This is a genomic window from Cupriavidus sp. 94F1 (genome assembly GCF_057798875.1).
In genome coordinates this window covers 1-25,954 of record NZ_JBYOJT010000002.1, presented here as the reverse complement: position 1 = coordinate 25,954, position 25,954 = coordinate 1, and the positions used below count along the sequence as shown (strand labels likewise).

General features: G+C 67.4%; 23 protein-coding genes and 1 riboswitch. Of the genes, 4 read left to right on the top strand and 19 right to left on the bottom strand.

The features are described 5' to 3' along the window. The first annotated feature begins 9 nt into the window (after positions 1-9). The gene (locus tag AC3FJ6_RS04190) at positions 10-1,485 is read left to right on the top strand and encodes an efflux transporter outer membrane subunit (RefSeq protein WP_488770805.1); all 1,476 of its coding nucleotides are present in this window, start codon (positions 10-12) and stop codon (positions 1,483-1,485) included. Between the two features lie 197 nt (positions 1,486-1,682). Here AC3FJ6_RS04190 and AC3FJ6_RS04185 read toward each other — a convergent pair whose 3' ends face one another. From AC3FJ6_RS04185 to AC3FJ6_RS04175, 3 genes are all read right to left on the bottom strand, one after another. After that, positions 1,683-2,882 carry a pyridoxal phosphate-dependent aminotransferase gene (locus tag AC3FJ6_RS04185; protein WP_488770804.1) on the bottom strand — a complete coding sequence of 400 codons (1,200 nt, stop codon included), beginning with the start codon at positions 2,880-2,882 and terminating at the stop codon, positions 1,683-1,685. Between the two features lie 82 nt (positions 2,883-2,964). After that, entirely contained in the window at positions 2,965-3,810 is an 846-nt protein-coding gene (locus AC3FJ6_RS04180; RefSeq protein ID WP_488770803.1) for a beta-keto acid cleavage family enzyme, read from the bottom strand. 10 nt (positions 3,811-3,820) lie between these two features. Next, positions 3,821-5,146, bottom strand: coding sequence for an aspartate aminotransferase family protein (locus AC3FJ6_RS04175; RefSeq protein WP_488770802.1), 1,326 nt, complete (start codon positions 5,144-5,146; stop codon positions 3,821-3,823). Between the two features lie 183 nt (positions 5,147-5,329). Here AC3FJ6_RS04175 and AC3FJ6_RS04170 point away from each other — a divergent pair, with 183 nt between their 5' ends. Then, the gene (locus AC3FJ6_RS04170) at positions 5,330-6,226 is read left to right on the top strand and encodes a MurR/RpiR family transcriptional regulator (RefSeq protein WP_488770801.1); all 897 of its coding nucleotides are present in this window, start codon (positions 5,330-5,332) and stop codon (positions 6,224-6,226) included. A 121-nt stretch (positions 6,227-6,347) separates the two neighbouring features. On the opposite strand, the gene AC3FJ6_RS04165 is transcribed toward AC3FJ6_RS04170, so the two are convergent. The 5 genes from AC3FJ6_RS04165 to AC3FJ6_RS04145 all read right to left on the bottom strand — a co-directional run bounded on the left by AC3FJ6_RS04165 (position 6,348) and on the right by AC3FJ6_RS04145 (position 12,050). Next, positions 6,348-7,265: a glutamate/aspartate ABC transporter substrate-binding protein gene (locus AC3FJ6_RS04165; protein ID WP_153946501.1), complete on the bottom strand. Its 918-nt coding sequence runs from the start codon at positions 7,263-7,265 to the stop codon at positions 6,348-6,350. A gap of 156 nt (positions 7,266-7,421) precedes the next feature. Beyond that, the gene (locus AC3FJ6_RS04160) at positions 7,422-8,783 is read right to left on the bottom strand and encodes an MFS transporter (protein ID WP_488770800.1); all 1,362 of its coding nucleotides are present in this window, start codon (positions 8,781-8,783) and stop codon (positions 7,422-7,424) included. A gap of 104 nt (positions 8,784-8,887) precedes the next feature. Next, on the bottom strand, positions 8,888-9,097 hold the full coding sequence (locus tag AC3FJ6_RS04155) for a DUF2783 domain-containing protein (protein ID WP_153946499.1): 210 nt from the start codon (positions 9,095-9,097) through the stop codon (positions 8,888-8,890). Positions 9,098-9,133: 36 nt separating this feature from the next. Further along, the gene (locus AC3FJ6_RS04150; RefSeq protein WP_488770799.1) at positions 9,134-10,888 is read right to left on the bottom strand and encodes an FAD-dependent oxidoreductase; all 1,755 of its coding nucleotides are present in this window, start codon (positions 10,886-10,888) and stop codon (positions 9,134-9,136) included. A gap of 202 nt (positions 10,889-11,090) precedes the next feature. Then, on the bottom strand, positions 11,091-12,050 hold the full coding sequence (locus tag AC3FJ6_RS04145; protein WP_153946497.1) for an MBL fold metallo-hydrolase: 960 nt from the start codon (positions 12,048-12,050) through the stop codon (positions 11,091-11,093). 263 nt (positions 12,051-12,313) lie between these two features. Here AC3FJ6_RS04145 and AC3FJ6_RS04140 point away from each other — a divergent pair, with 263 nt between their 5' ends. Both AC3FJ6_RS04140 and AC3FJ6_RS04135 read left to right on the top strand, forming a co-directional pair. Next, the gene (locus tag AC3FJ6_RS04140; protein WP_488770798.1) at positions 12,314-13,096 is read left to right on the top strand and encodes an IclR family transcriptional regulator; all 783 of its coding nucleotides are present in this window, start codon (positions 12,314-12,316) and stop codon (positions 13,094-13,096) included. Further along, a complete protein-coding gene (locus AC3FJ6_RS04135) occupies positions 13,093-13,890 on the top strand; it encodes an IclR family transcriptional regulator (protein WP_488770797.1) in 798 nt (265 codons plus the stop codon). The genes AC3FJ6_RS04140 and AC3FJ6_RS04135 overlap by 4 nt, the downstream gene beginning before the upstream one ends. A 41-nt stretch (positions 13,891-13,931) precedes the next feature. On the opposite strand, the gene AC3FJ6_RS04130 is transcribed toward AC3FJ6_RS04135, so the two are convergent. From AC3FJ6_RS04130 to AC3FJ6_RS04080, 11 genes are all read right to left on the bottom strand, one after another. Next, entirely contained in the window at positions 13,932-15,674 is a 1,743-nt protein-coding gene (locus AC3FJ6_RS04130) for a SulP family inorganic anion transporter (RefSeq protein ID WP_488770796.1), read from the bottom strand. A 218-nt stretch (positions 15,675-15,892) separates the two neighbouring features. After that, positions 15,893-16,660 carry a DeoR/GlpR family DNA-binding transcription regulator gene (locus AC3FJ6_RS04125; protein ID WP_488770795.1) on the bottom strand — a complete coding sequence of 256 codons (768 nt, stop codon included), beginning with the start codon at positions 16,658-16,660 and terminating at the stop codon, positions 15,893-15,895. Positions 16,661-16,789: 129 nt separating this feature from the next. Then, a complete protein-coding gene (locus tag AC3FJ6_RS04120) occupies positions 16,790-19,012 on the bottom strand; it encodes a TonB-dependent receptor (protein WP_488770794.1) in 2,223 nt (740 codons plus the stop codon). A 33-nt stretch (positions 19,013-19,045) separates the two neighbouring features. Continuing rightward, positions 19,046-19,304: riboswitch (cobalamin riboswitch) on the bottom strand. A gap of 106 nt (positions 19,305-19,410) precedes the next feature. Continuing rightward, positions 19,411-20,160 carry an amino acid ABC transporter ATP-binding protein gene (locus AC3FJ6_RS04115; protein ID WP_153946796.1) on the bottom strand — a complete coding sequence of 250 codons (750 nt, stop codon included), beginning with the start codon at positions 20,158-20,160 and terminating at the stop codon, positions 19,411-19,413. 28 nt (positions 20,161-20,188) lie between these two features. Further along, positions 20,189-20,842 (bottom strand): amino acid ABC transporter permease, encoded by a 654-nt coding sequence (locus AC3FJ6_RS04110; RefSeq protein WP_153946491.1) that lies wholly within the window; start codon positions 20,840-20,842, stop codon positions 20,189-20,191. Between the two features lie 86 nt (positions 20,843-20,928). Next, positions 20,929-21,717, bottom strand: coding sequence for an amino acid ABC transporter substrate-binding protein (locus tag AC3FJ6_RS04105; RefSeq protein WP_488770793.1), 789 nt, complete (start codon positions 21,715-21,717; stop codon positions 20,929-20,931). A gap of 418 nt (positions 21,718-22,135) precedes the next feature. After that, positions 22,136-22,594, bottom strand: coding sequence for a chromate resistance protein ChrB domain-containing protein (locus tag AC3FJ6_RS04100; protein ID WP_488770792.1), 459 nt, complete (start codon positions 22,592-22,594; stop codon positions 22,136-22,138). A gap of 36 nt (positions 22,595-22,630) precedes the next feature. Next, a complete protein-coding gene (locus tag AC3FJ6_RS04095) occupies positions 22,631-23,830 on the bottom strand; it encodes a chromate transporter (protein WP_488770791.1) in 1,200 nt (399 codons plus the stop codon). Between the two features lie 19 nt (positions 23,831-23,849). Next, on the bottom strand, positions 23,850-24,818 hold the full coding sequence (locus AC3FJ6_RS04090; RefSeq protein ID WP_488770790.1) for a chromate resistance protein ChrB domain-containing protein: 969 nt from the start codon (positions 24,816-24,818) through the stop codon (positions 23,850-23,852). A gap of 81 nt (positions 24,819-24,899) precedes the next feature. Further along, positions 24,900-25,094 (bottom strand): hypothetical protein, encoded by a 195-nt coding sequence (locus tag AC3FJ6_RS04085; RefSeq protein ID WP_488770789.1) that lies wholly within the window; start codon positions 25,092-25,094, stop codon positions 24,900-24,902. 74 nt (positions 25,095-25,168) lie between these two features. Next, positions 25,169-25,867 (bottom strand): hydrolase, encoded by a 699-nt coding sequence (locus AC3FJ6_RS04080; protein WP_488770788.1) that lies wholly within the window; start codon positions 25,865-25,867, stop codon positions 25,169-25,171. Positions 25,868-25,954 lie beyond the last annotated feature (87 nt).

Sequence of the window (25,954 nt, the reverse complement as noted above, 5' to 3'; positions counted from 1 at the left end):
AGCCTTGCCATGCGTACGTTCCCCCCCTTGCTGGCCCCGGTCGCCGCGCTTTGCGCGCTGCTGGCCGCCGGCTGCGCGGTCGGCCCGGACTTCCACAGCCCCGACGCGCCTGCCGACGCACGATACACGGCCGGCCCGCAGCCGCTGCAGATGCCGGCCCAGGGCTTCCCGACGCAAACGCTGCAGCCCGGCGATGTGCCCGCGCAATGGTGGACGCTGTTCGGCAATCCGCGGCTCGACGAGACAATACGCCTGGCGCTGGCCAGCAGCCCCACGCTGACGCAGGCGCGCGCCCGCCTGCGCGAAGCCCAGGAGAACCTGGCCGCGCGCACCGGGGCCACGCAATTTCCGCAGGTCGATGCCAAGTTCAACGCCACCCGCCAGCAGGTGGACCTGACCTCCGTCGGCATCACCCAGTTTCCGAGCCCCGGCCCGTTCACGCTCTACAACGCCAGCGTGCAGGTGTCCTACGCGCTGGATCTGTTTGGCGGGCAGCGGCGCGAACTCGAAGGCCTGCGCGCCGCGGTCGACTATCAACGCTACGAACTGGAGGCGGCCCGCCTGTCGCTGGCGGCCAACGTGGCCACCACGGCGATCCGCGAAGCCGGGCTGCGCGCGCAGCTGGCCGATACGGTGGCCATCGCCGAAGCGCAGCAGCGCCAGCTTGGCATCATGCAGCAGCGACTGCAGGCAGGCGGTGTGGCCCGTGTGGACGTACAGCGGCAGCAATCCGAACTGGCGCAGACGCAGGCGCTGCTGCCAGGGTTGTCGCAACAGCTCGATGCCGCACGCCATCAGCTTGCCGTCTACACCGGACAGACGCCGGCCAGCGCGCAACTGCCCGAGTTCCGGCTTGACGATCTGCACCTGCCCGAAACGCTGCCGGTCAGCCTGCCCGGCGAACTGGCACGGCGCCGCCCCGACATCCGCGCGGCCGAGGCGCTGCTGCACCAGGCCTCGGCCGACATCGGCGTGGCCACCGCCAACCTCTATCCGCAGATCACGCTGACGGCCAGCGGCGGCACCCAGCAGATGCGCGCCCGCGACCTGTTCAGCAGCATGAACGTCTGGAGCCTGGCCGCCGGCGTGGTGCAGCCGGTGTTCCACGGCGGCGAACTACGCGCGCAGAAGCGCGCCAAGGAAGCGGCGTACGAACAGTCGCTGGGCGCCTACCAGCAGGCCGTGCTACAGGGGCTGCAAAACGTGGCGGACACCCTGCGCGCCCTCGACGCCGACGCCGGCACCCTGCAGGCCCGCGCCGACAATGCCCGGCAAACGCGCGCCACGCTGGCCATCGTCAGTGAGCAATACCGGCTGGGCGGCGTGAGCCAGTTCACGGTGATCGACGCCGAACGCCAGGCCCGCCAGGCCGCGCTGGATCTGTCGCAGGCCCGCGCGGCCAGGCTGGCCGACTCGGCGGCGCTGATGCAGGCCTTGGGGGGTGGGTGGTGGGGGGAAGAGGCGACGGTGGGGAGCCTGAAATAGAGGGTGTCGGTACCGGAAACGCCCGCCCTCTCCCCCAACCCCTCTCCCGCTCGCGGGAGAGGGGAGCGAACCGACCGTGCTTGTCATGCGGTGGCTCGCGGGTCAGCGAAGCGAACCGACAGTCCGTCATGCGGTGGGTGTTCTCCCCTCTCCCGCATGCGGGAGAGGGGCGGGGGAGAGGGCAAGCGCATCAAGTGCTATGACCGTAGATACGCGCGCAACCGCCTCACCCCCTCGTCCAGCCGCGTCACGTCGCACGCGTAGCACCATCTGACAAAGCCCTCGCCCTCGTCGCCGAACGCGCTGCCGGGTGCCAGCCCAAGGTGCGCCTCGCGCACCAGGCGTTTGCAGAGCGCCAGGCTGTCCGCGGCGCCGGCCAGCCGGAAGAACACGTACATGGCGCCGTCGGGCGCGTGGGCTTCCACGCCTGGCAGGGCAGATAGCGCGCCGACCAGATGATCGCGCGACGTGCGCAGCCGCTGAACCAGGTCCTGGGTGAACGCCTCGCCCTGCTGCACGGCCACGATGCCCGCCTCCTGCACGAACGAGGGCGCGCAGGACGTGTTGTATTCGATCAGCTTGCCAAGGTCGTCCATCAGCGATGCGGGCAGCACCATCCAGCCCAGCCGCCAGCCTGTCATCAGCCAGGCCTTCGAAAACGAGTTCACCGCGATCACACGTTCGTCGCGGCTGGCGATATCGAGGAACGACGGCGCGTTGCCCCCTTCGCTGCCGTAGTAGAGCCGTTCGTAGACCTCGTCGGCGATGATCCAGATGCCGTGGCGGCGGCAGTGGTCCAGCACGGCCTGCTGCTGGGCGCGCGGCATGACCCAGCCCGTGGGATTGTTGGGCGAGTTGATCATCACCGCCCGCGTACCAGGGGTCAGGGCGCGCAGCAGGCGGTCGATATCGAGGGTCCAGCCTTTGTCGCCGAAGTCGAGCGATACGGTGTCCACGGTGGCGCCGAGGATGCGCGGGATTTCCACCAGGTTGGGCCAGAGCGGCGTGACGCAGACCACGCGGTCCCCCGGGCCGGCCACCAGCTGGGCGGCCAGCATCAGCGCATTGACGCCGGCGCTGGTCACGGCGATGTTGTCGACCGGCGTGGCGCCATGCAGCCGGGTCACATAGTCGGACAGCGCGGCCCGCAGCGGCGCGATGCCCAGGTTGTGCGTGTAGAACGTGGCCCCGCTGGCCAGCGCCTGCGCGGCGGCGTCGCGGATGAAGGCCGGGGTCACCTGATCCGACTCGCCGAACCAGAACGGCATGACATCGGGCAGGCCGATGCCCGCGTTGGCCACCTCACGGATGCGCGAGGCGCGCAGGCCGTGGACGATGTCCCGCGCCAGCGGCACGGCTTCGTTGGAAGAAGGCAGGCGAGACGGACTGGCGGACATCGGCACTCCTGGAACGAAAAGCGGATGAAGCGCCTAGCGTACCGGAATCCCGCCGGGCCTGCCGGCGGGACTGCACTGGGGATTACGCGAAGCGGGCGCGCAGGTCGTCGGCCGTCATCGCCGCATAGCCCAGGCCGCTCAGCGGCGTACGCACGGCACGCAGCAGGCCGGCGTTGTCGGGCGCCGTGCTGCCGTCGGGCAATGTCATGTTGTTCTCGAAACCAATGCGCGCATGCCCGCCCAGCATCACGGCCGCCGCCGCGCAATCGGCTTCCTGCTTGCCGAACGCACAAACCGCCCATTCGACGCCGCTCTGGTCCAGTCCCACGTCGTGCCATGCGGCCAGGAACGGCAGCAGGTCCGTGGGCGACGATTTCTGGCCGGCCGCGTAGCGGCCCAGGACGAACAGCACCCAGTGCCGCCCGGCAGGAATGGCGCCGCTGGCCCGCAACGCGGCATAGCGGCGGACATCGTTGGCATCGTAGAGGATGTACTGCGCCACCACGTGCTCGCGATGCATCCACTGGAAGAACGACTCGGCTGCCGGCAGCGCCGCATCGTCGGGCACCAGTTCGCGCACCGCCACCGACGCAGCCTCTGGCCGCAGCGCCTGCACCATCGCGATCTGCTGGGCCGGCTGGTAGATGCCCACCGCTTCGGTGGTCAACTGCAGCACCAGTTGCTGGCCGACGGCCTTGCGCACGGCCGCGATGGCCGGCTCGTAATCGGCGACTTCGAGGCTGTGCGTGGCGTCCGCCTTGCGGACGTGCAGGTGGATCATCGCCGCACCGGCCTCCACGCAATCGCGCGCGCACTGCGCCAGTTCGTCGGGGGCGATAGGCAGCCGGGCGTGGTCGGCGTGGGTCTTGCGCGCGCCGTTGGGGGCCACGGCCAGGGCGAAGGGACGGCGCAGGGTATCGATCGTCATGGGTCGTTCCTCAGGCCGGCAGCACGGTGTTCACCGACTGCACGAAGCGGTCGACGATATTGTCGATATCGGCCGGCGTGCAGATGAACGGCGGCGCGAACAGCACGTGGTCGCCATGGATGCCATCGACCGTGCCGCCCATCGGGTAGACCAGCAGGCCATTCTCCATGCAGGTGCGCTTGAGCACCGCGTGAGTCTTCTTCGCCGGATCGAGCGTAGCCTTGGTGGCGCGGTCGGCCACGAACTCCACGCCGACGAACAGGCCGCGGCCGCGCACGTCACCCAGGTTCGGATGGCTGCCCAGCGCCTCGCGCAGCCGTGCACGCAGCTGGTCGCCACGGGCAAGCACGTTGTCGAGCAGCTTGTCCTCGGCAATCGTGCGCTGCACGGCCAGCGCAGCCGCGCATGCGGTGGCGTGGCCGATATAGGTATGGCCGTGCTGGAAGAAGCCGCTGCCGCCGACGATGGCATCGTAGATGCGCGCGGTGGACATCATCGCGCCGATCGGCTGGTAGCCCGCGCCCAGCCCCTTGGCGATGGTCACGATGTCGGGCACCACGCCGTCTTCCTCGCAGGCGAACAGATAGCCGGTGCGGCCCATGCCGGACATCACTTCGTCCAGGATCAGCAGCACGCCGTACTTGTCGCACACCGCGCGGATGCGCTTGAGGTAGTCCGCCACCGGCGGCACCGCGCCGGCCGTGGCCCCGACCACGGTTTCGGCGACGAAGCCGGCCACCGAATCGGGCCCCAGTTCCAGGATCTTGGCTTCCAGCTCGTCGGCCAGGCGCTGTGCATATTGCACATCGGTCTCGCCGGCAGCCTGGTCACGATAGGCATAGCACGGCGACACATGGTGCGCGGGCACCAGCAGCGGCAGGAACGGCTCGCGGCGCCAGGCGTTGCCGCCAATGGCCAGCGCGCCCAGCGTGTTGCCGTGATAGCTCTGGCGACGCGCGATGAAATGGCGGCGCTGCGTCTGGCCCGTCTCGACGAAATACTGCCGCGCCAGCTTCAGCGCGGCTTCCACGGCCTCGGAGCCGCCCGACACGAAGTACACGTGGTTCAGGTCGCCCGGTGCGGCATCGGCCAGCGTCTGGGCCAGCGTTTCCGACACCTCGGTGGTAAAGAACGACGTGTGGGCGTAGGCCAGCGTATCCACCTGCTGCTTGATCGCCGCGATCACGCGCGGATGGCCGTGGCCCAGGCACGACACCGCCGCACCGCCCGAGGCATCCAGGTAGGCGCGGCCGTTGCTGTCGAACAGCTCGATACCCTTGCCGCCAACGGCGACAGGCAAGGTTTGCTTGGGATTGCGATGGAAGACGTGCGTCATGGTCGGCGTGCAAGAAAGCGCATGGGGCGCGAAACAGGTAGCCAGTATAGGAACAACACACCAGCTACGCAACAACTGTTTCACGTATGCGACTCGACGAAACATACGGTTCCCGCAATTCCGCCGACCCCGGCCGGCGACCTATGCAACAATCGTTGCAAATCCCGCTTTTTCATCACATCGATGTCCGACGACCAGCCCAGCCCTCCCGAATCGCTCGACGCGCTGCTTGAACGACTGCGCACGGAATTTCCGCATCTCAGCGTCCAGTTCCAGGGCGGCGCGCGCTATCTGCTGGACCATCCGCGCGACATCGCCATTCAGTCGATGCGCAAGGTGGCCGCCAATGCCGGCGTGCAGCCGGCGACACTGGTGCGCCTGTCGCAGTCATTGGGATTCGACGGATGGCAGGGTCTGCGCGAGCTGTTCGTGACGGCCGTGCGCGAGGGCGGCAGCCAGCCTTACGCGCGCCGCGCGCGCAAGGTGGTCAAGGATTCGGACAAGCCCAGCGGCCCGGGCAAGATGCTGGCCGAGATGATCGAAGTGCAGCACCACAACCTCGACGCGCTGCTGGCCAACAATGCCGACACCCTGCCCCGCGCCGCCGACCTGCTGGCCGCCGCGCCCATCGTGCACGTGGCCGGCTTCCGCTCGTGCTTTCCGATCGCGTTCACGTTCCACTACATCTACGGGCTGTTCCGCAGCTCGGTGCGACTGATCCGCGGCGACGCCGGCACGCTGGAAATGGAACTGCGCGCGCTCAACGCCCGCGACGCCGTGCTGGTCGCCGGCTTCGCGCCCTACTCCCACGAAAGCCTGCGCGTGGCCCAGGCGGCGCGCGAGGCCGGCTGCAAGGTCATCGCCCTGACCGACAGCACCGTGGCCCCGATTGCCCTGGAGGCCGACTGCACGCTGCTGTTCGCCATCGACAGCCCATCGTTCTTCCCGTCGATTACATCCGGCGTGACGATGGTGGAGGCGCTGGTCGAGCAACTGCTGGCCCGCAAGGGCAAGGGGGCAATCCGGGCGCTGGAGCAGACCGAGGGGCAGCTTCATCGTACGGGGGCATATTTGCCATAGCCGCTTTGGGCAGCGCCATGACGGCGAAGCGAAGCGGTTCCGGCCAGGGGCGTGGCCGTCAGACAGTACGAGTGGTGCGGTCAGGGCACGCCCAACGCCAGAATCGTCTGGGTAGCCGCGCTTACTCGAACGCCTCGTCATTCGGATTCGCATACGCCTTCTTGATCTGCTCGCTCTGCGGCAGGTCGAACGAGATGTTCTTCGGCGGCACCGGCTTCTGGAACCACTTGGCGTAGAGCGTGTTGATCTCGCCGCTGCGCATCAGGCCGGTCATGGCGTTGTCCACCACCTGTTTGAAGCCGGGGTCGTCGCGGCGCATCATGAAGCCGTAGGCTTCGAAGGACTGCGGCGTGCCCACCACGGCCCAGTCGTCGGGCCGGGGCGCCAGCGTGCGGGCGCCGGACAGCAGCACGTCGTCCATCATGAATGCCGCCACGCGGCCCGACTGCAGGATCAGGAACGATTCGCCGTAGTCCTTGGCGCTCTGGATCGTCATGTTGGCGCCCTTTTCGTCGTTGAGCTTGCGCAGGATGCGCTCCGACGTCGTGCCCGCATTCGTCACCACGGACTTGCCGGCCAGGTCCGCGAAGTCGTGAACGGGGCTACCCTTCTTGACCAGCAGCCGGGTGCCGGCCACGAAGTATGTGGTCGAGAACGCCACCTGCTGCTGGCGCGACTTCAGGTTGGTCGTGACGCCGCACTCCAGGTCCACCGTGCCGTTTTGCACCAGCGATTGGCGATTTTGCGATGTCACGGGGACCATGCGCACCTGCAGGTTCGGCGACCCGGTTTCCTTCTTGACGGCATCGACAACGCGGTCGCAGATGTCCTGGGCAAACCCGATCACTTTCTGGTTGGCGTCGTAATACGAGAACGGAATCGACGACGTCCGGTGCCCGATCGCGATCGTGTTGGACGACTTGATCTTGCTGAGCGTCGGGCTGGCGGCCACCGCCGCTGCGTCGGCGGCCAGCGCCGAACCGGCGCCACTGAACGCGGCCAGCAGCACCGCGGCACGGATCGGGAAGGACTGGGTCATGGAAACACTCCTGTTGAATGAAAGCGTCAGCTGTTGCAATGCTAGTCATTGAGCAACAAGTGTTCCATCATGGATAACCATGAAACAAATGGATTTTCCCCGACGTCGGGCATGCGGCGCCCGGCTTTGGGGAAATGTGGCGGTGCCGCCGGGCGGTCAGTGCGCTGCCTGGGTGCGTGGGATGCCCTGCCACATGGCCAGTCCGCTTGCCAGCAGCAGGCCCGCCAGCAGGTACAGCGCGTTGTCCATGCTGCCCGTGTGCGTCTTGATCTGGCCGATCACCCAGGGGCTGACGATGCCGCTGGTGATGCCGATACTGGAGATGAACGCGATACCGGTGGCGGCGGTCTGGGCCGGCAGGTGGCTGGGCGGCAGCGACCAGAAGATCGGCAAGGCGGCGAAGATCAGCACGGCCGCCACCGAGAGCATCGCCAGCGACACGCTCAGGCTCGGCACGTGCAGCGTCAGCGCCGCCAGGGCCAGCGCGCCGCCGGCGGTGCAGCACAGGAAGTGCCCATGGCGCTCGCCCAGCCGGTCGGAGCGGCGCGCGATCAGGATCAGCCCAACCGCGCCGATCGCATTCGGGATCACCGAGTACAGGCTGATCGCCATCACGTCGCGGATGCCGAAGTCCCGGATCATCAGCGGCATCCAGAACGACAGCGTCAGCGATCCGCAGGTCAGCGCGAAGTAGATGAACGCGAACAGATACAGGCGCGGATTGCGCAGCGCCTGACCCAGCGCCTGCAGCGAATGGGCGTGGCCGCCCCCGCCTTGCGTCTCTGCCGCGCGCTGGGCCACCAGGTAGTCCTGCTCGGCAGGCGTCAGCCAGCGCGCCTGGCGCGGGCCATCGACCAGACAGAACGCCGCCACCAGCCCCAGCAGCACGGCCGGTGCGCCTTCGATGGCGAACATCCATTGCCAGCCGTGCATGCCCAGCACGCCGGCCATGTCGCGCATGATCCAGCCGGACACCAGCCCGCCCAGCACCCCGGCCACCGCCACGCCGGCAAAGAAGATCGCCATCACCGCGGCACGGCGGCGCGCCGGAAACCAGTAGGTCAGGTACAGCACGATGCCCGGGAAGAAGCCCGCCTCGAACACGCCCAGCAGGAAGCGCAGCAAATAGAAGTGAGACGGCTGCGACACCAGCATCATGCCGACCGACGCCACGCCCCACAGCACCATGATGCGCGTGAACGTCCGGCGCGCCCCGAAACGCGCCAGCAGCATGTTGCTGGGCACCTCGCAGAGCACGTAGCCCACGTAGAACACGGCGGCGCCCAGGCCGTACATCGCGTCGCTGAAGCCCAGGTCCTGCTTCATCTGCAACTGCGCGAAACCGATGTTGATGCGGTCCAGGAACGACACCACGTAGCAGACGAACAGGAACGGGATGATGCGCAGCCAGACCTTGCGGTACAGCGCGTCTTCCTGCGGCAGCGGCAGGCTCTGTGGCAAGGGGTCGGACGAGATGTCGGGCACGGCGGGGGCGGCGCCCAAGCTGTGGGTGTGCATGGTTGTCTCCGGATTCAGTGGGGTGGCAGGCGCGAGTCGCCCCCGGGGCGTCGGATTGCGCCCCTGCGGAGGTCGATCGCGGGTCGGGTGGTGGCTAGGCGGAACTAGGCCGGCGTGGGCGCTTCGGCTGCCGCACGGGCCAGCTGCATGGCCTCGACCAGTGTGTCGTGGTCGCCGATATGGTTGGCCAGCAGCAGGATCAGCCGCGCGTTGACGGCCTGGCTGGCGGCGTCGTCGAGGCCGCGGTGCATGTCGATCAGCGCCTCGTAGAAGTCGTCGGGGCGCGCAAGGTTGGGGGCGGTATTGAGCGGCATGGGGCCTGTCTCCTTCGGTTGGCTGGGTTCAGGGCTTCAGGCCAGGGCCGCTGCCTGCACCGGGGCGGAGGGCGTCAGGGTCCGGGATACCGGCGCATTGCCGGTGGCACGGGCCAGTGCAGCGGCGATGCCAGCCACATCGACACCGCGCCAGCGCGCGCAAACGTGCTGGTCCGGCCGGATCAGGTAGCAGGTGCCGGCACGCGCGTCGTAGCGGCTGGCGGCCAGGCCTTCGGCATCGCGCAGCACCGTGGCGCCGGGCCACGCCTGTGCCGATGCCGAAATGGCCGGGTCGGTGACAAACACCACGCGCAGCGGAATGCCGCCCTGCTGCAGCGTGCGCAGCGCCTCGGCCTGCGCGGCATCGAGCCCGGCCGGCGGGCCGAACACCAGCACCACGAACGCGTTGCCCAGGTGCTGCAGCAGCCACGGCTTGCCGGCCGCATCGGCAACCGGTGCGTCCACGCATGCCGCCCCCGGCGCCATGGCGCCGCCGAATGCATCGGCATCGGCCGTGTTGAGCGTCGAATCGTGCAGCACCGCCGGCACCGACAGACGACCGCTGTTGACCAGCTGCCGCGCGAACGCGTGATCGCGCGCCAGCGTCAGCACGGCATCGCGGAACACCCGGCTGACCGCGCTCTTCGGCGTGATGAAATCGGTGGCGCGCGTGGAATTGCGAATGTTCTCGTCGGCCGCGTATTCGCGTTCGCTGGCGTAGGTGTCCAGCAGGCTGTCGGGCGCCTTGCCCTGCAGCACATAGGCCAGTTTCCAGGCCAGGTTCTCGGCGTCCTGCACGCCGCTGTTGGCGCCACGCGCGCCGAACGGGGACACCCCGTGCGCGGCATCGCCGGCAAACAGCACGCGGCCATGGCGGAAGCTGTCCATGCGCACGCAGGCAAACGTGTAGACGCTGACCCATTCGAGTTCGAACTTCGCGTCGGGGCCCAGCAGCGCCTGCACGCGGGGGATCACGCGCTCGGGCGCCTTCTCGGCCACGGGGTCGGCATCCCAGCCCAGCTGGAAGTCGATGCGCCAGACGTTGTCGGGCTGGCGGTGCAGCAGCACCGACTGGTTCGGATGGAACGGCGGATCGAACCAGAACCAGCGTTCGGCCGGAAACGGCGCCTCCATCTTCACATCGGCAATCAGGAAGCGGTCGCGGAACGTGTGGCCATGGCTTTCCTGCCCCAGCATCTTGCGCAGCGGGCTGCGCGAGCCGTCGGCCGCCACCACGTAGCGGCCGCACAGCGTGTAGCAGCCGTCGGGGGTCTCGATGGTCAGCGCCACGTGGTCCGGGTGCTGCGCCACGGCCACGGCGCGGCTCTTCCAGCGGATGTCGATATTGGGCATCGCCCGCGCGCAATCGAGCAGGTAGCCCTCGACGTAATACTGCTGCAGGTTGATGAATGCCGGACGACGATGGCCGGCCTCGGGCAGCAGGTCGAACGCGTAGATCTGGCGGTCCTGCAGGAACACCTTGCCCACATGCCAGCGCACGCCCTTGTCGACCATGCGGTCGCCGCAGCCCAGGCGGTCGAAGATGTCCAGCGTGCGCTTGGCAAAGCAGATCGCCCGCGAGCCGGTGGACAGCGTGCAGTCGTCATCGACCAGCACCACCGGCACGTCGTGGCGCGCCAGGTCGATCGCGGTGGCCAGCCCCACCGGCCCCGCGCCCACCACGATCACGGGATGCGGGCCCTCGGCCCGGTGGCCCGGCTGCTGCTCGGCACAGGGCATGTAGGCATACGTCTGCTTCTGGTAGTCGATGTCGACTTCGGTACTGCTCATGGTGTCTCCGTCCACTTGTATGTGGTTGCGTTCTTTTGCTCCGCTGTCCCGCGACGTGGAAGAGCGGTTGGGGGAGAGGGGCTGGCGGTTCCGCCTGCTACCCGTGGCCAAGGGAACTGCCCTGCCCTCTCCCCCGCCCCTCTCCCGCCGTGCGGGAGAGGGGAGAAAACCATCGCACCGGCTTGCACCGGCTTATGCCGGCTTACGCCTGCAACGCCGCCCACATCTCCTGATCGCGCTGCGCCGTCCAGATGCGCGGATGCGTGATGCCGGACGCCTCGTCGAACGCGCGCGACACGTCGAACGGCAGGCAGTGCTCGTAGATGAATACGTGGCCGAACTTCGGGTCCATCAACTTGCGCGTATGCGCCATGGCGGCCTTCAGGTCGAGCTTGTCGGCCACGGCTTCGCGGCCGGCCTGCAGCAGTGTGGAGACGAAATCCTTGGTGTAGGCCAGACCCTTGGCCACGTCGGCCGGGGTGGTCAGCGCGGGGCCGCGGCCCGGCACCAGCTTTTCGGGCTGCAGCGCGGCCAGCGCGTCCAGCGTGGCCGGCCATTGTTCGAGCTGGGCGTCGCCGCAGTAGCAGGCGGCGTCGTACTCCACCAGGTCGCCCGAGAACAGCACCTTCTGCTGCGGCAGCCACACCACGGTGTCGCCCTTGGTGTGGCCGGCGCCCAGGTGGGCGATGCGCACTTCGAGCTTGCCCATGAACAGCGTGATCTCGCGCTCGAAGACCAGCGTCGGCCAGGTCAGGCCCGGCACGGTTTCCACGCCGGCGAACAGGCGCGGAAAGCGTTCGATCTCGGATTTCATGTCGGCCTCGCCGCGCTCCACGATCATCTCGTAGGTGCCCCGGCTGGCGATGACCTGCTGCGCGCCCTCGGCAAAGTAGGCCGACGCGCCCAGCACGCGCACCGCGTGGTAGTGCGACAGCACCACGTACTTGATCGGCTTGTCGGTGATCTCGCGGATGCGGGCAATCAGGTCCTGCGCCATGGCCGGCGTGGCGGTGGTGTCCACGATCATCACGCCGTCGTCGCCAATGATCACGCCCGAATTGGGATCGCCCTCGGCCGTATAGGCCCAGGCGTTTTCCGAAAGCTGGGTGAAGGTGATCTGCTTGGCTTCCAGGTCGGCCTGGGATGCGAATGCTTTTGCCATGTCTGCCTCGTTGTCTTGTGTAGGGGGATGGGTCGGGCGATCACGCGGGGGATCGGCGTGAATGAATCTTAGGAAGACGGCTATTTTTAGTCAATGGCAAATACGATTGCTATTTGCTAAATTACCCGCCAAGCCTTGTCGCAGCGTAGGGGACGCGGGAAAACCCCGATGCCGAGGCGCCGCGACAAGCGCCTGACAGGCCGCCCGCTGGCGATGCATCGCGTACCATTGGGCTCTTTCCGACAGACAGGCAGCACGCAGGCATGGCAAGACCCCCGGGCGAATCCGCCGGCAAGACACAACGCGGCATCCAGAGCGTGGAGGTGGGCGGCCGCCTGCTGCAGGCGCTGGCCGATGCGCGCCGGCCGCTGGCCCTGGCCGAACTGGCCGCCGCCGCGCAACTGGCGCCGGCGCAGGCGCATACCTATCTGGTCAGCCTGACGCGCCTGGGGCTCATCAAGCGCGATCATCTCGACGGCAGCTACGAACCGGGGCCGCTGGCCTTGCGCCTGGGCATGCTGCATCTGGACCACACGCCGGCGTACCGGGCGGCCGTGCCGCCCGTGCAGGCGCTGGCCTCGGCCATCGGCTGGAACGTGGCCGTCAGCCTGCCCACGCCGCAGGGGCCGACCATCGTCCATTACGCGTCCGCCGGGTCGCCGCTGCACGTCAACCTGCACGTGGGTACGGTCATGGCCCTGGCCACCACGGCCACCGGCCGCACGTACTGCGCGTTCCAGCCGCCAGCGCACTGGCAGCCGATCTGGCGCCAGCAAGAGGCTGGTGCGTCTTCCGCGGATGCCCTGCCCGCCTTCATGGATCAACTGGCCGCCGTGCGCCAGCGCGGCATGGAACGCAGCATCGATACGCCCAGCCCGGCAGTCAGCAGCCTGGCGATGCCGCTGGTCGATGCCGACGGCACGCTGCGCCTGGTACTGACCGCCATCGGCTCCACGGGCGCCATCGACGTCGACTGGCAAGGCCCGGTGGCACGCATGCTGCGCGGGGCCATCGACGACATCGCGCGGGCAATGGAGGCGACATGACCGAACTGGAAGAGAGCAAACCCCAGCGCGGCATCCAGTCGCTCGACAATACCGGCCAGTTGCTCAATGCGCTGGCCGACGCCGGCCGTCCGCTATCGCTGGGCGAACTGGCGCGCGCCGCCGGCATGGCGCCGGCCAAGGCGTTCCCGCATCTGGTCAGCCTGCAGAAGATCGGCCTGCTGACGCGCAATGCCGACGGCGACTTCGAGGCCGGCATGCTGGCGCTGGACATGGGCCTGGTGGCGCTGCAACGCCTGTCGCCCACGCGCGAGGCCGAGCCCGAGGTGGTGGCGCTGGCGCATGCCACGGGCCTGTCGGTGGCGATGGCGGTGTTCGGCCCTCTGGGGCCCACGGTGATCCGGCTGGAAGAAGCGTTGCGTCCGCAGCACGTCAGCCTGCGCGTGGGCACGGTGCTGTCGATGGTCAACACGGCCATCGGCCGCACGTTTGCCGCCCATCTGCCTGATGACGTATTGACCCAGGCGCTGGTGCAGGATGCGATCCGCATGGCGGGTGTGCCCGTGGATGCGGCGATCCGGCAGGCCGCCACCCCGCGCTGGCACAAGATTCGCGACGATGGCATCGACAACGCCGTCAGCCGCCCCGTGCCCGGCATCGACACCCTGGCCGCCCCGGTGTTCGACCACACCGGCGCGCTGGCGCTGGTCATCGCCGTGATGGGCAGCAGCGGCAGCTTCGACAGCGCGCTGGACAGCGAGGTGGCCCAGCTGGTCAGGCAGGCGGCGCGGCGGTTGTCGTGGCGGTTCGGGGCGATGGGCGCCAGCGGGGGCTGACGCGGCGTACCCCCAGCCGCTGGCCGTGCCTCGGCCCATCGTCATTCGTCCAGTTTCCGGGCGCCGATGCTGGCCAGATAGTCGTCCACGGCGCTGCCCACGGTGGGATGGAAACAGGCGTTGGGGAAGGTCTCGGTCAGCTCGAAGCGCCGCAGCTTGTCTCGGACAGGGTCCTTCATTTCCGCGAAATGCAGTGCCACGCCGTCCTGGGCCAGGTTCTGGCTCAGTTCGCGCAGCATGTCGGCCGACGTGACGTCCACGCTGGTGACCGGCTCGGCCGCCACCACCACCCAGCGCACCGGCTTCGGCGCCGCCTCCACGGCCTCCGTCAGGCGCTGCTGGAACAGTTCGGCATTGGCAAAGAACAGCGGCGCGTCCCAGCGGAACAGCACCAGCCCGTCGATCAGCGCCGCATGGGGATAGCGTTTCAGGTCGTGGTAGCCGCGCAGGCCCGGCACCCGGCCCAGTACCGCGAAATGCGGCCGCCAGCCGTCCCACAGGAATTCGATCACGGCCAGGACCACGGCCAGGCAGATGCCGGGAATCGTGCCGAATACGGCCACGGCGGCAAAGCACAGCATCGACAGCCAGAACTCCCACTGCTGGATGCGATAGATGCGCTGCAGATCCTTGAACTCGAACAGCCCGATGGCCGCCGCGATCACCACGGCGGCCAGCGCGCTGTTGGGCAGGTAGCGCAGCAGATTGGGCGCCACCAGCAGCAGGGCCGCCACGGCAATGGCGCCGACCACGCCAGTCAGCTGCGTGCGGGCGCCGGCTGCCTCGGCCACCGGCGTGCGCGACGCGCTGCTGCTGATCGGAAACCCCTGGAACAGCCCGGCCGCCAGGTTGGCCACGCCCAGGCCCACCATCTCCTGATTCGGGTCCACCCGCGTATGGGTGCGCGCAGCATAGGTGCGCGACAGCACGCTGGTATCGGCAAAGGCGATCAGCGCCACGGCACAGCCGCCCAGTGCGATGCGGACGATATCCACGCCGCTGAACCACGGTAGCGCGAAGGTCGGCAACCCCTGCGGGATTTCGCCCAGCACCTTCACGCCGTGGTGATCGAGCCGGAACACACTGACCGCCAGCGTGGCCAGCACCACGGCGATCAGGATGCCCGGCACGCGCTCGAATCGCTTCAGGAACAGGATCAGCACCAGGCTGGCCGCGCCCACGGCAAAGCTGTACCAGTTGGCCTTGCCATCGGCGATGGCCTGCGCCAGCCACCACAGCTCGCGCAGCGGCCCGGCATCGTCGACCTTGATGGCGAACAGCTTGGGCAACTGGCTGACCAGCACCGTCAGGGCGATGCCATTCATATAGCCGTAGCGGATCGGTTTGGACAGCAGTTCGGTAATGAACCCCAACCGCAGCAGGCCCAGCACGATGCAGAACAGGCCGGCCACGATGGCCATCAGGCTGGCGGTGGCCACGGCGCGCATCGGGTCGCCGCCGGACATGCCAACCACCACCGCCAGGATCGGCGCGGCCAGCGCGGAATCGGGCCCCAGCACCAGGATGCGGCTCGGCCCGAACAGCGCGTAGGCCAGCAGCGGGATGATCGTCGCGTAGAGCCCGTACACGCCCGGCACGCCCGACGCCTCGGCATAGGCGATACCCACCGGCACCAGCATCGTGGTCAGCACGAGCCCCGCCGCCAGGTCCCGCGGCAGCCAGGCTGCCTCGTAGGTGCGCAGCATGGCCAGGCCGGGCAGCCAGCGCAGCCAGTGGGGGGCCGGCGCGTGGGCGGGCGTTGGAGTAGGCGCGGTGGATGCCATGGGACCCTTTTTTGTGGTGGTGACACGCCGGAGATCGGTGTGATTCAGCATAGGTCCCGCATGCGCCAAAGCAAGCGCACGAATGTGGCGCATGACACACCCGTTCAACTCGCGGACGGCCCTGCCCGTTGGGCGGGCCGGGCGATCACGCCGTCAATCGCGGCGATCCGGTATCCGGGACGAAGGAAGACGCCAGGTGAGTCGGCGGTGCCGGTGGCTCAGCACAGGTGCAGCGCCACGCCGGCGCGCTCGCACAGGCCCGGCAACGATGGCAGCGCGGCGGTGGCTTCGGCGTCCGTGAACAGGTGGTCGATCTGGTCCAGGCCAGCCACGCGGCACGGCGCGTGGCGCAGGCACTTGCTGCTGTCGGCCAGCAGCACGCGCAGATGGCTGTGCGACAGCAACACCTGGCTCAATTCGGCCTCCTCCGGCTGGAATTCGTAGAACGTGCCGTCCGCGTCAATGCCGGCGGCGCTGCAGATCGCCACATGCGCACGAAAACGTCGTACAAAATCCAGGGTGGCACTGCCCATCACATCGAAATCGCCGGCACGCAGCCGTCCGCCCGTGACCCAGGTTTCGATGCGGGGCTTGTCGGCCAAGGCATGCACGGCACCCAGGTTGTTGGTGATCACGCGCAGCGGCAGGTCGTCCGGCAGGGCGCGGGCAAAGTCGGCCACCGTGGTGCCATAGCCCAGGAACACCGTGGCATCGGCCTCGACGATGCCAATGGCCGCCTCGGCAATGCGCCGCTTGCGCTCCACATGCGCGGTACTGCGTTGCAGGTAGCTGATGTTGTGCTGGCTGGCCGGCAAGCTCAGCCCGCCGTGCATGCGTCGCGCCAGCCCCTGCACGCTCAGTTCGTTGATGTCGCGCCGGATGGTCTGGCTGCTGACGCCAAAGCGGCTGGCCAGTTGTTCGGTACTGAGGTAGCCGGCATCATTCAGCCAGCCGAAGATTTCACGTTGCCGCAGGGTCAGGCTCATCGACGCTCATTCGCTCACGTTGCATGGTCGAACGAAAATGTAAGCGCGCGATATGACACTTCCGTGACAGTCTTGCCCTCCCGGCCTTTGGGGGGCGAGGCTGGGCGGCCACCGACCGCCCGACGCCACTCAGAAGTAGAAGTTTGCCGACAGTTCCGCCGAGCGCGGACGGCCCAGCAGCCACTGCTGGCCGCCGTTCGAGAACGATTCGGCGTAGTCGCGGTTGAACAGGTTGTAGACGCGCAGCGTCAGCGCCGCCTGCCTGGTCACGCGCCACGACAGCGCGGTATCGACCGTCGTATAGCTCGGCACGCGCACCTTGTTCGCGGTGTCCGCGTAACGGCCGCCCACGTAGCGCAGACCCGTGGCGAACGTCCACTGCGGCATGAAGCTCCAACTCAGCCAGGCGTTGGCCGCCTGCTGCGGCACGCTGGTCGGCACATTGCCGGCACGCGACACCGCCACGCCTCCCACCGACTCGGTGAAGTCGTCGTAGCGTGCCCGCAGCACCGTGCCGTTGATGTCCAGGCGCAGGCCGCGCAGCACTTCCACGCTGGCCGATGCCTCCAGCCCGCGCGACGACTGCTCGCCCACCTGCTGGGTGATCGTCGGCTTGACCGGGTCGCGCGACAGCAGGTTGTTCTTGCGGATCTCGTAGGCCGCAACCGTCCATTCGCCGCGATGGCCCCAGAACGCCTGCTTCACCCCCACTTCCACCTGCTTGCCGGTAGCCAGCTCGAAATTGCGCTGTGCGTCGCTGGTCGTCACCAGCGAGCCAAGCGGATCAGTGGCCGTGGCGTACTGCGCGTAGACCGACAGCGCCGGCGTAAACTGGTACACCGTGCCCACGCGCCACGTGGTATTGGCGAAGGTTTTCTCCCAGCCCGTGTTGGCGACCAGATCGGTGCGATACAGCCGGGCGTGGTCGAAGCGCACGCCGCCGATCACCGACCACTGCGGCGTAAAGGAAATACGATGCTCGCCGAACAGCGCGTACTGCGTGGTGTGGGTCCGCAGGCGCGGCGAGGTGACGATGCCCGGCGGGCTGAAGAACATCCCCGGATCGAAGTCGTACGCATTGACCGTCGACGATCCGCCATACGGCGAATTGTTCGAATGCGTGAAGTTGATCTTGTTGATGTCGAAGCCGACCGTCGTGGCGTTCTCCAGCCCGAACAGCCGGCTCTTGACCGTCAGGTCCGCGCGATTGCCCACCTGCTCCTGGTCGTGCAGGATTTCCAGATAGTCGGTGCGGCGCACCTGCGAGGTTGCCGGCAGGAACGCGTAGGTCTCGCTATCGCGCCAATGCCGATGGCTGGTCAGGTAATAGAACTGGTTACGCACGGTGACGCGGTCGTTGGGCGTCCATTCGGCGTTCAGGCGCGTCCAGCGGTCGCGGTAGCTGATCTGGGCATCGCCGACGTTGTAGTTCTTCTTGCGCAGCGACGTGTCCAGGCTGCCGTTCACCAGCGGCACGCCGAAGTACTGCTGCGGATGCTGGGTGCCGTCGTCATAGGACAGCGTCAGGTTGAAGTCCGGATTGACGTCCAGCCGCACCGACGCCGACACCATCAGGTTGTTCGAATCCCCGCGATCGACCCAGCCGGCCGAGCGGTTGTACGCGGTGGCGAAGCGGTACGACAGGTTGTCGTTGACCTTGCCGACGCTGTCGAACGCCACGCGCGCGGTCTTCCCGGTGCCGCCCGCGATCTGGAGTTCGTTCTCGATGGGCGCGCGGATCGGCTTCTTCTGCACCACGTTGACCACGCCACCGATGGCACCTTCGCCATACATGACCGATGCAGGCCCGCGCAGCACTTCGATGCGATCCACCGACCAGGTATCGAACGGAAACGTGACCGTGCCCGAGGCCACGTACATGCGCGTGCCGTCGAGCAGTTGCATGACCGAGCCCTGGCCGGCAAAGCCACGGGCTGTCAGCGACGTGCCGCCGTTGCCGGGCGCCGGGTTGCCGGTGATGCCGGTGGCGCGCGTCACCGCTTCCCGCACGGACTGGTCGCCACGCGCCCGGATCGTTTCACCGCCGAGCACTTCGACGCTGGCCGGTGTTTCCAGCGGGGTCAGGCCCAGACGGCTGCCTGTGTATTCGGGCGCGGACAGGGCCAGCCCGGGCGGGTCAAGCTGAGCCGCCCCGCTGACCGTGACGGCCGGCAGCGTGCCCGCCTTACGGTCGGAAGCGGCCTCCTGGGCCCATGCACCGGGGAAATTGAGGCTGGCGACGGTGCCAAGCGAGGCAGCCAGCAGATGTGGCCGGCGCGCACGCGCGGAGCCAGGGCGAAACGGAGCCGAGCGCAAGCGGCCGGCGGAATGCGCGGACAGATTGTGTGTCATCGTGAAGCCAGGCGACCCCGCCCGGGCAATGGATTTCGATGATGACAACAGGCCGGTATCCGGGCTTGCAGGGCGGCGCGTCTCGCGCCGGGATGCCATCGCCTTCCCGCGCCATGTGCTGGCGCAGTGACCGCCGACCCGGATGGATCGGCTTGACGGTTCCCGACCTGCTTACCGTTGCGGGGGCAGCACAGGCATGGCCGCTCTCGTCGAAATCTGGACGATCGGCGACGCACCTGTTTCCCGTTTAACCGGCGAATGGCTCGCCGGCACCTGCAGTCACGGTCGGCACACGAGGACCGTGTGCCGCGGTGCGCATTCTACCTGCAACAGTTTTGATACAAACGCGACAAAACGACACGCGCCAGGTGCGCCGGCCGCGGGGGCCGGCCCACGCCTCAGAACACGCGCGTCAGGAATTCGCGCGTCCGCGCCTGAACGGGCGCCCCGAACAGCTGCGCCGGCGGGCCCTCCTCGACCACCTTGCCGCCGTCCATGAAGACCACATGGCTGGCCACCTCGCGCGCGAAACCCATTTCGTGCGTGACCACCAGCATCGTCATGTGCTCGTCGGCCAGCTGGCGCATGGTGCGCAGCACTTCGCCGGTCAGTTCGGGGTCGAGCGCCGACGTGGGCTCGTCGAACAGCATGATGTCCGGCTCCATGGCCAGCGCGCGGGCAATCGCCACGCGCTGCTTCTGGCCGCCCGACAGACGCGACGGGTAGCTGTCGCGCTTGTCGAACAGGCCGACCTTGCGCAGCAGATCCTCGGCCAGCGGCACGATGCGGTCGCGCGACATGCCCTTGACCGTCATCGGGGCCTCGATCAGGTTCTGCAGCACGGTCAGGTGCGGGAACAGGTTGAACGACTGGAACACCATGCCCATCCTGGCGCAAATACGACGCAGATCGGCACCCTTGGCGTAGCGCACACCGCTGGCGTCGGTGGCCGCCAGCACTTCGCCCTCGATTTCCAGCGTGCCGCGGTCGATCAGTTCCAGATGGTTCATGCACCGCAGCAGCGTGCTCTTGCCCGAGCCCGACGGGCCGATGACGGCGGTCACGTCGCCCTTGCGCAGCGACAGCGACACGCCCTTCAGCACCTCCAGCGCGCCGAAGGACTTGTGAATGTCGCGGGCCGACACCATCAATGGGCGCTCGCGCACGCCGGCGTTCTCATTGATCGTATCTTGCATAGCGTTTTTCGAGGCGTTGGAAGAGCCACGTCAGAACCAGCGTCATCACCAGGTAAAACAGTGCGGCCACCAGGAACGGGGTTGTCGTGAAATCGCGCTGCACGATGCTGCGCGCCGTGCGCAGGATGTCATTGAGCGCCAGCACGTAGATCAGCGAGGTGTCCTTGACCAGCGTGATGGTCTCGTTGCTCACCGGGGGCAGCACGCGGCCGATCATCTGGGGCAGCACGATCCGGCGCATGGTCTGGAAGTAGCTCAGGCCCAGCGTCTTGCTGGCCTCGTACTGGCCGCGCTCCACCGACTGGATGCCGGCCCGGAAGATCTCGGCGAAGTACGCCGCGTAGTTCAGCGCGAACGCGACCACCGCAGCGGGGAAATCGGGCAGCCGGATGCCGACATACGGCACGAACGGCAGCGCGAAATAGATGAAAAGCATCTGCAGCATCAGCGGCGTGCCGCGCATCAGCCAGATATAGCCATTCACCAGGCCGCTGACCGGCGCCCACGCCGAAATCCGCAGCAGGGCCAGCGCCAGGCCCAGTGGCACCGACAGCCCGAGCGTGATGGCGAACAGGGTCAAGGTGACCTTGGCCCCTTCCATCATCGGAGGCAGGAGAGAAAGAACGTAGTCCATGCTGAAACATTACGATGCAGGTGCAACAGGGCCGGTGCAATTTGCTTGCTTTCCCGAACCCTGCGCCCCCTGCAAGGTGGCTGTCCTTACTTCGTGATGTCCGCGCCGAACCACTGGGTGGCGATGCGTGCGGCCGTGCCGTCCTGCTTCATCGAGGCCAGCGTCTTGTTCAGCTTGTCCAGCAGTTCGCCGTCGTCCTTGCGCACGCCCACGCCGTAGTCTTCGGTGCCGAAGTTCTCGGTCAGGATGCGGTATTCGCCGGCGCGCTTGCTGGCCAGGTAGCGGCCCACCACTTCGTCGACCACCACGGCGTCGAGGCGGCCTGCCGACAGGTCCATCAGCGCCGTCACATTGTCGCCAAACGACTTCAGTTCCTTCAGGCTGGCGGCCACGGCTGCCTCTTTCTTGATCGCGTCCACGGCGCTACTGCCGTCCTGCGCGCCAACGATGCGGCCGGCCAGGTCGGCCTTGGTCTGGATCGGCGACTTTTCGGTCACGATGACGATCTGGTGGTTCGTCATGTACGGCGCGGTGAAGCTGATGTTCTTCTTGCGGTCCTCGGTGATCGTCAGGCCGTTCCACAGCACGTCAACGCGCTTGCCGTTCAGTTCGGCTTCCTTGGCGCTCCAGTCGATCGGCTTGAAATCCACCGTCATGCCAAGGCGCTGCGCCGCTTCCTTCGCCATGTCGATGTCGAAGCCGACCAGCTGGTTGTTGGCATCGCGGAAACCCATCGGCGGGAAGTTGTCGTCCAGGCCGACGACGATGCTGGTGCCCGCGCTGGCAGGCTTTGCCGCCGGCGTCGGGTCGCTCTTGCCGCAGGCGGCCAGCAACGAAAGACCGGAGATCAGGAGAACGGCTGCTATTTTTTTCATGATGTCGAGGAGAGATTAAGGGTGCGGCAACGCGTGCCGCCGCACCGATGGCAGGATCGCCGCCACCGGCACCATTCGCGCCCGTTGGCGCCGCTGGCGCTCACAGCCAGGCAAGGCCCGGGCGCCGCGCACGATTGCCCCGCCGCGCCGGGTTGTGGGCCGGCATGGTGTGAACATCGGGAAGTGGGCGCGGAATCCAGGCGATTCGGCAAGGCGATCCGCAGAGGTCGCTGAACGCGTGAGCTATCGGCCATCTGGCGTCCTGGCCCACCGGGTTGACCGATGGGCAGCGCCGGGTGGCCAGCCAACAGGCCGACATTCTACAGGGACGCACGGCGCGGCAGGCCGTGATCGGCGCCGCGCCTGATGTCATCCGTATTGTGATTGATACCTGAAAGGCACTTTTTGCGGGGATCTTTCAGGCCGGCATGATCGGCGGCCAGTTGTGCGTCTCGGCCTGGCAGTGCTTGCACCAGGCGTACAGGGCGTCGTACATCACCATGCCCTGCCGCAGCATGTCATGGTCGTCGGCAAAGGTCTGCGACAGGCCCAGCGATATGGCATAGAGGCCGCCGGACTCGCGGGTGAGGTCCAGCCGCGACGTGTCGGCACCCCGGACGATGGCGGCAAGCTGGGCGAGCGAAGGGTCGGCCAGGCCGTACTTCTTGAGGAAGGCGTCGAAACTGCACAAGTCGCCTACGTGCGACAGCTCGACGCCGGGTATGTCGTAGGGAATCGCCCCGCTGCGCTGCGCTTCGGCCAGTACGTCGCCGGCGGGTACATATAGAAACTCCGGCGAAGGATCGATAAACCGGGCCACCAGCCAGGGACAGGCAATCCGGTCGATCTTGGGGCGTTCTCGCGTGATCCATTTCATGATTGGCTCCTGAACATCCGCCGACGCCGGCCGACATCAGCCGCGCAGCAGCGGATAGACGATCAGCCCGATGACGGCCGCACCGAGCACGATCACCGGCTCTGGCAGTTTCTTGAAACGCCAGAGCAACAGCACGGTCACCACGGCCAGCGCCACGGTCGGGACATCGACCAGCGAGCGCCGGGCCAGCACGATCACGGCGCCCGTGATGGCGCCGACGGCCGCGGCCGTCACGCCGTCCACGAAGGCAATGATGGCCGGCCGCTTGCCGTACTTCTTGAAGTAAGGCGCCGGGATGACGGTAAACAGATAGCAGGGCAGGAACGTGGCCAGCGCGGCCACCACCGCGCCGGGCAGGCCGGCCACCAGATAGCCGATAAAGCCCACGGTAATCACCACGGGGCCGGGCGTGATCATGGCCACGGCCACGGCATCGACAAACTGCTTGTCATTGAGCCAGTGGTGCTCGGTCACCACGCCGCCGTACAGGAACGGCACGATGGCCAGCCCCGAGCCGAATACGAACGCCCCGGCCTTGGCGAAGAACACGCCGATCTGCATCAGCAGCGGCCAGTCCAGGCTGCTGGCGAACCCGCCGGCCATCGGCAACTGCGCGGCGGCGACGGCATTGACGCCCCGTTCGCGCAGCCACTTCGGCGGCGCGCGCCAGAACCACACCAGCAGCCCGGCGGCCAGGAACAGCCAGGCGATTTCGGATTCGGTAATGACCGTGACCGCGCCCAGCACCAGATAGATGCCCCACAGCAACGGGTCCCGGCCCACGCTCTTGTTGGTCAGCTTGTACGCGCTGAGCGTGATGATGCCGATCACCGCCGCGCCCACGCCGTAGAACACCGACTGCATCCACGTCAGGCCGCCGAACTTCGTATAGGCCCAGCCCAGCGCCAGCACCATCAGGAACGACGGCAGCACAAAGGCAATGCCGACCAGCGTGGCGCCGACGATGCGGTAGTGGACATAGCCCAGATAGATGGCAAGCTGCGCGGCCATCGGCCCGGGCGCCAGTTGCGCCAGCGCGATGCCCTCCTTGTAGTCCCCATCGGTAATCCATTGCCTGCGTTCGACCAGATCGCGATGCATGTAGCCGGCCAGCGCCACCGGCCCGCCAAAGCCAAGCGTGCCCAGGCGCAGCATGTAGCAGACCAGCTGCCAGAGGCCATAGCGGGGGCCGTCCTGGCCGATGTCCCCAGTGGGGGTCGTGTCTTGCGGATTCATGTGCAATGTCCCCAGGGTGCTAACGTTTGCGGCGGCTGGCGCTGCCGTAGTGGGTGTAGAGGGAGTCCAGTACCGGGCTCATATCGCGCAGCAACGCGTCGTCGTCCGGCATACGGGTGCGTGCCCCGGTCAGCACGGCCTCGAAGCCGCTGGCCTCCGCGACCGGCGCCCCACCGACATCGAGCACGTGGATCAGTTGCGCCAGCTTGGCCAGCCCCTTGTCCTCGTCCAGCCCGAAGCTCGCCATCAGCACCTCGAACGACACGCGGTCGCCGACATGCGTGAACGTCGCGCCGTCGAAATCGAATCCGAGCGCATCGGCCGGGCACTGCCGCACGTCATCGAGCCACAGGAACCTGGCATGGGGGTCGATAAAACGCTGGATCAGCCAGGCGCACGCGACGCGGTCTACCCAGAGGTGCTTGCGCGTGGCCCAGCAGCGCCCCTGGTATTGCGTGGGATCGCGCCTGGCGATGGCACCGGAGACGCCGTGCGGCTCGCCAGGAGACAGCGCGGCATCCACGGCGGCATTGAAATCGCGCCACTTTGCCTCGGCAATCGCCGCGGGCTCGCCGGGGAAGAAGTCGATCTTCCGGATCGCGTCATAGCCACGTCCCAATCGGCGCGCGACGCGCAACAGCTCGGCTTCGCCCAGGCCCGTGATGGCCTCGCGGGCGGCTGCCAGTTCAGCGGTCCAGTCGGCATATTCGGCCGAACGATCGAACAGGCGCCGATAGTCGGCTTCCTGTTCCTGGGTGGCCACGACCGATAGCAGCCAGACCTTGCCATCCTGATCCGCCGCATCGTCGGCAAGTGCCTGCAGCGGCGGCTGCAGTTCAGCCCGGTCGGGAACCAGATAGACGCCATCGCGCAGCGCCGCGCCGCCCAGCGCCTTGATCGCGCGCCAGAACCGCATGCGGGCCGTGGCTGCCGACGTCGGCAGGCTGATGACCAGGAGCCGCCAGGTGGCGGAGTGAAAAGTGTCCATGCCGGGCATCGTAGATGGCCGCAACATGCACTTCAAGTCTGTCACAAGCTCTACAACGGGGGTACGCTCCCGGCCATGCGATCAATGCGCTACCCAGGCCAGTCCCGTCGGGGCGGGACGCTTGTCGAGCGCGCTGCGGGCGACCAGGGCACACACCGCCAGCGTCCCGGCCAACATGCCAAGGGACGACGAGGTGTGCCCATGCGACGAGAATCCCGTCGCAAAGGCGACGGCGGCCATTTCCAGCTTGCGACCGATTTGTTGAGGGCGTGTCATAGCGGTTGCGCCTTTTGCCTATGCGCTTGTTCCGGGTGGCCCGGCTCCGATGCCGCGCCACCCACCGTAGGATTTCAGTACTCGATCACCGGCGCATGCACCGGCGCGATCGACGGATGGGCGCTTTGCGTGCGCTGGGCGGCCTTGTGCACCATCGTGTAGGCGTAGTCGATGCCCATGCCGTAGGCACCCGAGTGTTCCTTCGCCAGGCCCGTCACCGCGTCGTACGTTTCCTTGTTCTTCCAGTCACGCTGCCATTCCAGCAGCACCTGCTGCCACGTCACCGGCACCACGCCGGCCTGGATCATGCGCTGCATGGCGTAGTCGTGCGCTTCCTTGGTGGTGCCGCCCGAGGCGTCGGCCACCATGTAGATCTCGTAATCCCCCTCGAGCATGGCGCTCAGGGCGAAGGTCGTGTTGCACACTTCGGTCCACAGGCCCGCCACGACGATCTTCTTGCGGCCGTTGGCGGCCAGCGAATCGCGCACCTTCTGGTCGTCCCACGAGTTCATCGAGGTGCGTTCGAGCGTTGGCTTGCCCGGGAAGACGTCGAGCAGTTCCGGGTAGGTGTAGCCGGAGAACGATTCGCTCTCGACGGTGGTGATGGTGGTCGGCACGTCGAAGATCTTCGCGGCCTTGGCCAGGCCCACGACGTTGTTCTTCATGGTCTGGCGGTCCATCGACTGCACGCCAAAGGCCATCTGGGGCTGGTGGTCGATGATGATCAGCTGGCTGTTGCGCGGGGTCAGGACTTGCAGTTTGGCGTTCGACATGATGGGCTCCGGTATTAAAAACGATTCAATAAGTTTGAGGTGTTATCGGGCGGCGCTGGCTTCGCTTCGTTCGTTTCGCTGCGTTGC